This window comes from Enterobacter sp. C3_dUdeg (assembly GCF_057536195.1).
In genome coordinates this window covers 429,784-439,181 of sequence record NZ_BAAKFX010000003.1, presented here as the reverse complement: position 1 = coordinate 439,181, position 9,398 = coordinate 429,784, and the positions used below count along the sequence as shown (strand labels likewise).

8 protein-coding genes are annotated in these 9,398 nt (G+C 56.4%); 7 read left to right on the top strand and 1 reads right to left on the bottom strand.

Features of this window, described 5'->3' with window-relative positions; genetic code table 11:
- Positions 1–345 precede the first annotated feature (345 nt).
- Complete coding sequence (gene queG, locus AC27FC_RS12080) at positions 346–1,485, bottom strand: tRNA epoxyqueuosine(34) reductase QueG (RefSeq protein ID WP_048979083.1); 1,140 nt, start codon at positions 1,483–1,485, stop codon at positions 346–348.
- Between queG and nnr the strand changes: the two genes are divergently transcribed.
- The 7 genes from nnr (at position 1,484) to hflX (ending at position 9,367) form a co-directional block, all read left to right on the top strand.
- Positions 1,484–3,007: a bifunctional ADP-dependent NAD(P)H-hydrate dehydratase/NAD(P)H-hydrate epimerase gene (gene nnr, locus AC27FC_RS12075; RefSeq protein WP_094935122.1), complete on the top strand. Its 1,524-nt coding sequence runs from the start codon at positions 1,484–1,486 to the stop codon at positions 3,005–3,007. The two genes, queG and nnr, sit on opposite strands and share 2 nt — an antisense overlap.
- Positions 3,000–3,461: a tRNA (adenosine(37)-N6)-threonylcarbamoyltransferase complex ATPase subunit type 1 TsaE gene (tsaE, locus tag AC27FC_RS12070; protein WP_013095283.1), complete on the top strand. Its 462-nt coding sequence runs from the start codon at positions 3,000–3,002 to the stop codon at positions 3,459–3,461. The genes nnr and tsaE overlap by 8 nt, the downstream gene beginning before the upstream one ends.
- A gap of 16 nt (positions 3,462–3,477) precedes the next feature.
- On the top strand, positions 3,478–4,818 hold the full coding sequence (gene amiB / locus AC27FC_RS12065) for an N-acetylmuramoyl-L-alanine amidase AmiB (protein ID WP_196354817.1): 1,341 nt from the start codon (positions 3,478–3,480) through the stop codon (positions 4,816–4,818).
- Between the two features lie 9 nt (positions 4,819–4,827).
- On the top strand, positions 4,828–6,672 hold the full coding sequence (mutL, locus tag AC27FC_RS12060; protein WP_094935124.1) for a DNA mismatch repair endonuclease MutL: 1,845 nt from the start codon (positions 4,828–4,830) through the stop codon (positions 6,670–6,672).
- Positions 6,665–7,615, top strand: coding sequence for a tRNA (adenosine(37)-N6)-dimethylallyltransferase MiaA (gene miaA, locus AC27FC_RS12055; protein ID WP_112778129.1), 951 nt, complete (start codon positions 6,665–6,667; stop codon positions 7,613–7,615). Before mutL ends, miaA begins: the two co-directional genes overlap by 8 nt.
- 85 nt (positions 7,616–7,700) lie before the next feature.
- Positions 7,701–8,012, top strand: coding sequence for an RNA chaperone Hfq (gene hfq / locus AC27FC_RS12050; RefSeq protein ID WP_023334248.1), 312 nt, complete (start codon positions 7,701–7,703; stop codon positions 8,010–8,012).
- Positions 8,013–8,086: 74 nt separating this feature from the next.
- Positions 8,087–9,367 (top strand): ribosome rescue GTPase HflX, encoded by a 1,281-nt coding sequence (gene hflX, locus AC27FC_RS12045; protein ID WP_023310136.1) that lies wholly within the window; start codon positions 8,087–8,089, stop codon positions 9,365–9,367.
- Positions 9,368–9,398: the final 31 nt, after the last annotated feature.

Genomic DNA, 9,398 nt, shown 5'->3' with positions numbered 1-9,398 from the left:
CGGGAATAGCTCAGTTGGTAGAGCACGACCTTGCCAAGGTCGGGGTCGCGAGTTCGAGTCTCGTTTCCCGCTCCAAATTCTTCTTAATCTCTAAAATATCCACAGCGAAAAGAGTCGTTGGGGACGTTTTCTATTGTCTCTGAAATACTCTTGTGAACAGAGTTATCCACAGAAACTACGCTTAACCGTAACAGGGTTAAAGCTTAGCAGGGTGAATAATATCTTTGTAACGCACTGTATTTAGTAAATAAATTTTCATTTCAAAATGTTATTGAGATCACTTGACCTCTTCTCCAGCCCAGATGGCGCTTGAGTTTGTAATTTTATTCACAGGCTGTGAATAGTTCAGGCATCCCGCGTAAGCCCTTTTTCAATTACCCGCACCAGACGCTGTTTCTTCGGTAGCTGCACCTCGATCGTGCAGGCATTACGCTTCTCTATTTGCTGCGCAATCGCCCATTCTATGTGTTCATCAAGAAGTGGGTGCTCACCTTTACGGCTTTCAAGCGCCCGAATATTCGCTTCATCCCACGGGGCATTACCCAGCGCGACGGCAACATTACGCAGCCAGCGCAGATGACCGATACGGCGAATGGCCGAACCTTCCGTCACTTTCAGGAACCAGGCTTCGGTCCAGGCGAATAACTCAATGAGCTGCGGCGCATGCAGCGCCTTACGCGGGCTGAAATCCTCTTCGTCCGTGAGCTGCGAATAGCGGTTCCACGGGCAGATCAGCTGGCAGTCGTCGCAGCCGTAGATGCGGTTGCCGATAAGCGGTCGAAATTCCTCTGGAATGGCTCCTTCCAGTTCGATAGTGAGGTAGGAGATGCAGCGGCGCGCATCAACGGTGTAAGGCTCGACGATGGCACCCGTCGGACAGATGGTCATGCAGGCCACGCAGCGTCCGCAGCCTTCCTCTACCGGGCCGTCTACCGGCAATGGTAAATCAATCAGCAGTTCACCCAGGAAGAAAAACGATCCGGCGTCGCGGCTGAGGATAAGTGAGTGCTTACCTGTCCAGCCAAGCCCGGCTTTTTCGGCGATCGGGCGCTCAAGAATAGGCGCAGAATCGACAAAGGGTCTAAAATTCAGCGAAACACAGTGCTGCTGAATAGTTTCCCCGAGTTTTTTTAAACGGTTACGCAAGAGCTTATGGTAATCACGGCCCAGAGCGTACCGGCTGACGTAACCCAGAGAGGGATTTTTTAGCGTGCGCGCAAAGGCCGCGTTGGCGGGCAGATAATTCATGCGCACGCTGATGACGCGTAACGTGCCCGGCAAAAGCTCGTGAGGGCGGGCGCGCATCATGCCATGACGCGCCATCCACTCCATTTCGCCGTGGTATTGTTTGTCCAGCCATGCCTGCAGTTTTGGCTCGCTGGCGGAAAGGTCGGTATCGGTAATGCCCACCTTCTGGAAGCCAAGCTCAGCACCCCACTGTTTTATTTTTTGCGCTAATTCATTGAGATCGAGGGGCTGTGACATGACGGACCATACGGTGAAGAAAAACCCCACAAGTATACCACATTCCATCTGGCATGCGGATGACCTCCGGCGCGCCGAAAAAGAGGCCGCAGACAGCCTCGGGATTACCCTTTATGAACTGATGCTGCGCGCGGGGGAGGCGGCGTTTAACGTTGCCCGCAGCGTGTACCCTCAGGCCGCCCACTGGATGATTCTGTGCGGTCACGGCAATAACGGCGGCGACGGCTACGTCGTCGCCCGTCTCGCGGTTGCGGCAGGTATCCGCGTGACGTTGCTGGCCCTGGAGAGTGATAAACCGCTGCCGGAAGAGGCCAGCGGGGCGCGGGAGGCGTGGCTTAACGCAGGCGGCGTGATTCATGCGCCTGATATCGTCTGGCCGGAAGAGGTGGATCTGATTGTTGACGGTCTGCTGGGTACCGGGCTACGCAGTGCGCCTCGCGAGAACATTGCCGCCCTTATTGAACACGCTAACAGACATTCCGCGCCGGTAATTGCCCTGGATATTCCCTCTGGCCTGATTGCACAAACCGGCGCGACGCCGGGGGCGGTCATTCAGGCTGCACATACGGTAACCTTCATCGCCCTCAAGCCGGGGCTACTGACCGGTAAAGCACGAGACGTTGTTGGCGTGCTGCACCACCATGCGCTGGGGCTGGAGAGCTGGCTGTCCGGGCAGGAAACGCACCTCGCGCGTTTTGATGCTTCGCAGCTTGCGGCGTGGCTCCCGCCGCGCCGGCAGACGTCCCATAAGGGCGATCACGGTAGGCTGGTGATTATTGGCGGCGACCATGGTACGGCAGGTGCAATTCGCATGACCGGCGAAGCGGCCCTGCGCTGCGGTGCCGGATTAGTGCGAGTACTCACTCGCATTGAGAATATTGCGCCGATCGTTACGGCCCGACCGGAGCTGATGGTCCATGAGCTTACGCCTCAGTCGCTTGAAGAAAGCCTGGAATGGGCGGACGTGGTGGTGATCGGCCCCGGGCTTGGGCAGCAGGCATGGGGTAAACAGGCCCTGCAAAAGGTCGAGAATTTTCGTAAACCGATGCTGTGGGATGCCGACGCGCTTAACCTTCTGGCAATAAACCCCGATAAGCGTCACAATCGCATTCTGACGCCACACCCCGGCGAAGCCGCGCGCCTGCTTAACTGCAGCGTGGCAGAAATTGAAAGCGATCGCTTACTTTCTGCTCAGCGTCTGGTAAAACGTTACGGAGGTGTTGCTGTTTTGAAAGGGGCTGGAACCGTTGTCGCCAGTGACGAGACGCAGGGCATTATTGATGCCGGAAATGCGGGCATGGCAAGCGGCGGCATGGGCGATGTGCTTTCCGGCATCATTGGCGCATTGCTTGGACAGAAACTTCCCCTTTATGATGCAGCCTGCGCGGGCTGCGTGGCCCACGGTGTCGCGGCGGATAAACTGGCCGCGCGTTACGGTACACGCGGCATGCTGGCCACCGATCTTTTTTGCACGCTGCGGCGTGTTGTTAACCCGGATGTGATTGACGTAGAAAATGACTAATCGAGCGATTCCTTTACCTGATGAACAAGCCACTTTAGAACTCGGCAAGCGCGTGGCGCAGGCCTGTCAGGGGGCAACCGTCATTTATCTGTATGGTGATTTAGGTGCGGGTAAAACCACCTTCAGCCGGGGTTTTTTGCAGGCGTTAGGGCATAACGGGAATGTGAAAAGCCCAACCTACACGCTGGTAGAACCGTACACCCTTGAAAATCTCATGGTGTACCACTTCGATTTATACCGCCTTGCGGATCCTGAGGAGCTGGAATTTATGGGGATCCGTGATTATTTTGCCAACGATGCCATTTGCCTGGTGGAGTGGCCGCAACAAGGTGCGGGTGTGCTGCCTGACCCGGATGTCGAAATTCACTTAGATTACCAGGCACAAGGGCGTGAGGCACGCATCAGTGCTGTTTCCTCATCAGGCAGTTCCTTACTGGCACGACTGGCCGGTTAAGCGTAGGGATGACGGGATGATAAATCGCGTTAAAGGTTGGTTGTTGGCTGCCACCGTGCTGCTGTGCGCGCAGGCCGGGGCGGCAAACCTCTCAGATATTCAGGTATCAAACGGCGAAAGCCAGGCCCGGATCACGTTCAGCTTTATGGGCGACCCTGAATATGCGTTCTCACAGCCAGACAGCCACAGCGTGGCGCTGGATATCAAACAAACAGGCGTGATCCAGGGGCTACCGCTGCGGTTCAGCGGCAACAACTTGGTAAAAAGTATCCGTTCGGGAACGCCGCAGGATAGCCAGTCGTTACGCCTGGTGGTTGATCTGACCGAAAATGGCAAAACGAAGGCGGTGAAGCAGCAAAACGGGGCGAACTATACGGTGGTGTTTACCATCAATGCCGACGCGCCGCCACCGCCTCCACCGCCGCCGGTCGTAGCGAAGCGCGTGGAAGAACCGGTGTATACGCCGCGTCCTTCTGAACCTGCGCGTAATCCGTTTAAATCGCAGAACGATCGCATTACTGCGGCAACCAGCAGCAATACGGTGACGCGTCCTGCGGCCAGCGCGCGACGCGCGACGGTCAGCGGTGACAAAGTGATTATCGCCATTGATGCGGGCCACGGTGGGGAAGACCCGGGGGCGATTGGCCCTGGCGGCACGCGAGAAAAAAACGTGACTATCGCGATCGCGCGGAAACTGCGTTCGCTGCTCAATGACGACCCGATGTTTAAAGGCGTGTTGACCCGCGACGGGGATTACTTTATCTCCGTAATGGGGCGCTCGGACGTGGCGCGTAAGCAAAACGCAAACTTCCTGGTCTCTATTCATGCGGACGCCGCACCGAATCGTAGCGCCACCGGCGCCTCGGTTTGGGTGCTGTCGAACCGTCGCGCTAACAGCGAAATGGCCAACTGGCTGGAAGAGCACGAGAAGCAGTCTGAACTGTTAGGCGGCGCGGGCGACGTGCTGGCGAACAGCCAGTCCGATCCGTACCTCAGCCAGGCGGTGCTGGATTTACAGTTCGGTCATTCGCAGCGCGTCGGGTATGATGTCGCCACTAACGTATTGAACCAGCTGCAAAGCGTTGGCGTGCTGCATAAGCGCCGTCCGGAACATGCCAGCCTCGGCGTTCTGCGCTCCCCGGATATTCCGTCCATCCTTGTAGAGACGGGCTTTATCAGTAACAACGGTGAAGAGCGTCTGTTGGGAAGCGACAGTTACCAGCAGCAAATTGCCGAAGCGATTTATAACGGTTTACGTAAATATTTTGAGGCGCATCCTCTGCAGTCTGCGCCGCAGAGCGGCTCAGCACAGACGGCCAGCGCAGCGCTGCCGGGTGAGATGACCGCGACCAACTAAGGAGCATTCATGCCGATTCAGGTTCTACCGCCGCAGCTCGCGAACCAAATCGCCGCCGGTGAGGTGGTGGAACGCCCTGCGTCGGTGGTGAAGGAGCTGGTGGAAAACAGCCTCGATGCGGGCGCAACCCGCATCGATATTGATATCGAACGCGGTGGCGCGAAGCTTATCCGCATTCGCGACAACGGCTGTGGCATTAAAAAAGAGGAGCTGGCGCTGGCGCTGGCTCGTCACGCCACCAGTAAAATCGCCTCTCTGGACGATCTGGAAGCGATTATTAGCCTCGGTTTTCGCGGCGAAGCGCTGGCCAGTATCAGCTCCGTTTCGCGCTTAACGCTGACCTCCCGTACTGCTGAACAGCAGGAAGCCTGGCAGGCTTACGCCGAAGGGCGCGATATGGATGTGACGGTCAAACCCGCGGCGCACCCTGTCGGCACGACGCTGGAAGTCCTGGATCTGTTCTACAACACCCCCGCCCGACGCAAGTTTATGCGTACCGAGAAGACCGAGTTCGGCCATATCGACGAGATCATTCGCCGTATTGCGCTCGCCCGATTCGATGTCGCCATCAACCTCAGCCATAACGGTAAGGTGATGCGCCAGTACCGCGCGGTGGCGGAAGGTGGACAGAAAGAGCGTCGCCTGGGCGCTATCTGCGGGACGCCGTTTCTGGAACAGGCTCTGGCCATTGAGTGGCAGCACGGCGATCTGGCTTTACGCGGCTGGGTTGCCGATCCAAACGCGAGCAGTGCTGCGTTCTCTGAAATTCAGTATTGCTACGTGAACGGGCGCATGATGCGCGATCGTCTCATCAATCACGCGATTCGCCAGGCCTGCGAAGACAAACTCGGGGCCGATCAGCAGCCAGCTTTCGTCCTTTATCTGGAAATCGACCCCCATCAGGTGGATGTAAACGTTCATCCTGCCAAGCATGAGGTGCGTTTCCACCAGTCGCGTCTGGTTCACGACTTCATTTATCAGGGCGTGGCCGCCGTGTTGCAGCAGCAGGCAGCGCCAACGCTGCCGCTGGAGAACGACGCCCCTGCGCCGCGTCCGCTGCCTGAAAACCGTGTAGCGGCAGGGCGCAACCATTTTGCTGAGCCTGCCGTCGCGCGTGAACCGGAAGCTCCGCGTTTCTCCCCGACCGGGAGCGCACCGCGTCCAACGGGCGCGAACTACCCGAATGCCCAGCCGGGCTATCAGAAGCAGCAGGGAGCGTTGTACCGCAAGCTGCTGGAAACGCCCGCCGTGGAGCGTAAAGAGCACATTCCGCCCGCTCAGCCTTCTCTGGACGGCCATAGCCAAAGTTTTGGCCGGGTGCTGACGATTATCGCGCCCGATATGGCGCTGCTTGAGCGTGACGGCAAACTGATGCTTCTGGCCCTGCCGGTCGCCGAACGCTGGCTCAAGCAGGTGCAGCTTACGCCAGGCGAAAATGCAGCCTGCGCGCAGCCGTTATTAATTCCGGTTCGCCTGAAAATATCCCCTGATGAAACGAGGGTATTGCAGCGCGCAGAGCCGCAGCTGGCGCAAATGGGTATTGAAACTGTGCTCGAACCACAACATGTGACAATTCGTGCAGTGCCTTTACCCTTACGCCAACAAAATTTACAAAACTTGATTCCTGAACTGATAGGCTACCTGGCGCAGCAAACGTCGTTTGATGCCGCCAACACCGCGCAGTGGATCGCCCGCCATCTGGCAAGCGAACACGCGCCGTGGAGTATGGCGCAGGCCATTAGCGTGCTGGCGGAGGTAGAACGCCTCTGTCCGCATCTGGTGAAAACGCCGCCGGGTGGGTTATTACAACCTGTTGATTTACAAACGGCGATGAACGCCCTGAAACATGATTGACGCAAGTAAGGCGAGCCTGCCTAAGGCAATTTTTTTAATGGGCCCAACGGCCTCCGGCAAAACGGCGCTAGCCATTGAGTTGCGTAAAGTTTTGCCTGTAGAGTTGATTAGCGTCGACTCCGCCCTCATCTACCGGGGGATGGACATCGGCACGGCGAAGCCTGACGCAGAAGAGTTGCGTGCGGCACCGCACCGTTTGCTCGATATTCTCGACCCGGCTCAGGCGTACTCCGCAGCGGATTTCCGCCGGGATGCCTTAGCCGAGATGGACGAGATAACGGCGGCGGGACGTATACCGCTGTTGGTTGGCGGAACCATGCTCTATTTCAAGGCGTTGCTGGAGGGGTTGTCACCTCTGCCATCCGCGGATCCGGAAATAAGAGCGAAAATTGAGCAGCAGGCGGCAGAGCAGGGTTGGGACGTTTTGCATCAGCAACTGGCGGAGATTGACCCGGTTGCAGCAGCACGGATCCATCCAAATGATCCGCAAAGGCTTTCCCGGGCACTGGAAGTTTTTTTCATTTCGGGTAAAACTTTAACGGAACTGACGCAAACGTCAGGAGACGCTCTGCCGTATCAGGTGCATCAGTTCGCCATCGCCCCGGCGAGCCGTGAACTGCTCCATCAGCGAATTGAGCAGCGTTTTCATCAGATGTTAGCTTCAGATTTTGAAGCAGAAGTGCGGGCGCTATTTGCCCGTGGAGATTTGCATACGGACATGCCTTCCATTCGTTGTGTGGGATACCGCCAGATGTGGTCGTATCTTGAAGGTGAGATTTCATACGATGAAATGGTTTATAGAGGTGTTTGCGCCACGAGACAGTTAGCGAAGCGCCAGATCACCTGGTTGCGCGGTTGGGAGGGTGTTCACTGGTTAGACAGTGAAAAACCGCAACAGGCGTTAAACGAAGTGATTGAGGTTGTTGGTGATATCGCTCACTGAATGTGTACAATTGAGACGTATCGTGCGCAATTTTTCAGAATCGCAAGGTTCTAAGTACAAAACAAGCATATAAGGAAAAGATAGAATGGCTAAGGGGCAATCTTTACAAGATCCGTTCCTGAACGCATTGCGTCGGGAACGTGTTCCAGTTTCTATTTATTTGGTGAATGGTATTAAGCTGCAAGGTCAGATTGAGTCTTTCGATCAGTTTGTGATTCTGTTGAAAAACACGGTCAGTCAGATGGTCTACAAGCACGCTATTTCTACTGTTGTTCCGTCCCGTCCGGTATCTCATCACAGCAATAACGCTGGCGGCGGCACTGGTAGTAACTACCATCATGGCAGCAGCGCGCAGGGTTCTTCAACGCCGGCGCAGGACAGCGACGAGACCGAATAAGGTTTCGCACTGTTATCCACACGGGGAGCCAGGGATCCTGCGTTCCCCGCTGATCTTTTTAGAGAGGTTTACGCTTGTTTGACCGTTATGATGCCGGTGAGCAGGCGGTGCTGGTACACATCTATTTTTCGCAAGACAAAGATATGGAAGACCTCCAGGAGTTTGAATCTCTGGTCTCTTCCGCCGGTGTCGAAGCAATGCAGGTGATTACCGGTAGCCGTAAAGCGCCGCACCCAAAGTATTTTGTTGGTGAAGGTAAAGCAGTCGAAATTGCGGATGCCGTAAAAGCAACCGGCGCGTCAGTCGTGTTGTTTGATCATGCGCTGTCTCCAGCCCAGGAGCGCAACCTGGAAGCCCTTTGCGAATGCCGTGTTATCGATCGCACGGGTTTGATTTTAGATATTTTTGCTCAGCGTGCACGTACCCACGAAGGGAAACTGCAGGTTGAGCTGGCGCAGCTGCGCCATCTGGCAACGCGTCTGGTGCGTGGCTGGACACACCTTGAAAGACAAAAAGGCGGGATTGGTTTGCGCGGCCCGGGTGAAACCCAGCTCGAAACCGACCGTCGTTTGCTGCGTGGCCGAATTACCCAGATCCTTTCACGTCTGGAACGTGTAGAGAAACAGCGTGAACAGGGGCGTCGGGCGCGAACCAAAGCCGACATCCCGACGGTGTCGCTGGTGGGCTATACCAACGCCGGTAAATCCACCCTGTTTAACCAGATAACCGAGGCCCAGGTGTATGCCGCAGACCAGCTGTTTGCGACCCTGGACCCTACGCTGCGCCGTATTGACGTTGCAGACGTCGGTGAAACGGTGCTGGCGGATACCGTAGGGTTTATCCGCCACCTGCCGCATGACCTGGTGGCGGCGTTTAAAGCCACCCTGCAGGAGACGCGACAGGCGACTCTGCTGCTGCACGTGATTGATGCGGCAGACGTGCGCGTGCAGGAGAACATCGACGCGGTGAACGTGGTGCTCGAAGAGATCGACGCCCACGAGATCCCAACGCTGTTGGTCATGAATAAGATCGATATGCTGGACGATTTCGAACCGCGTATCGACAGAGATGAAGAAAACAAACCGATTCGGGTCTGGCTTTCTGCCCAGACCGGTATTGGTGTGCCACTGCTTTTCCAGGCTTTGACAGAACGTCTTTCCGGTGAGGTAGCTCAGCACACGCTGCGACTGCCGCCACAGGAAGGCAGGCTGCGCAGCCGGTTTTATCAGCTTCAGGCGATAGAAAAAGAGTGGATGGAGGATGACGGCAGCGTGGGGATGCAGGTGCGTATGCCGATCGTTGACTGGCGTCGCCTCTGTAAACAAGAACCTGCGCTGGTCGACTATATCGTCTGATCAGAAAGGGGATGCCTGAATAATTCGCCCT

Bases quoted from the DNA above. Each gene is read 5' to 3' on its own strand.
- nnr (WP_094935122.1), top strand. From the start codon at position 1,484: ATGACGGACCATACGGTGAAGAAAAACCCCACAAGTATACCACATTCC.
- queG (WP_048979083.1), bottom strand. From the start codon at position 1,485: ATGTCACAGCCCCTCGATCTCAATGAATTAGCGCAAAAAATAAAACAG.
- tsaE (WP_013095283.1), top strand. From the start codon at position 3,000: ATGACTAATCGAGCGATTCCTTTACCTGATGAACAAGCCACTTTAGAA.
- amiB (WP_196354817.1), top strand. From the start codon at position 3,478: ATGATAAATCGCGTTAAAGGTTGGTTGTTGGCTGCCACCGTGCTGCTG.
- mutL (WP_094935124.1), top strand. From the start codon at position 4,828: ATGCCGATTCAGGTTCTACCGCCGCAGCTCGCGAACCAAATCGCCGCC.
- miaA (WP_112778129.1), top strand. From the start codon at position 6,665: ATGATTGACGCAAGTAAGGCGAGCCTGCCTAAGGCAATTTTTTTAATG.
- hfq (WP_023334248.1), top strand. From the start codon at position 7,701: ATGGCTAAGGGGCAATCTTTACAAGATCCGTTCCTGAACGCATTGCGT.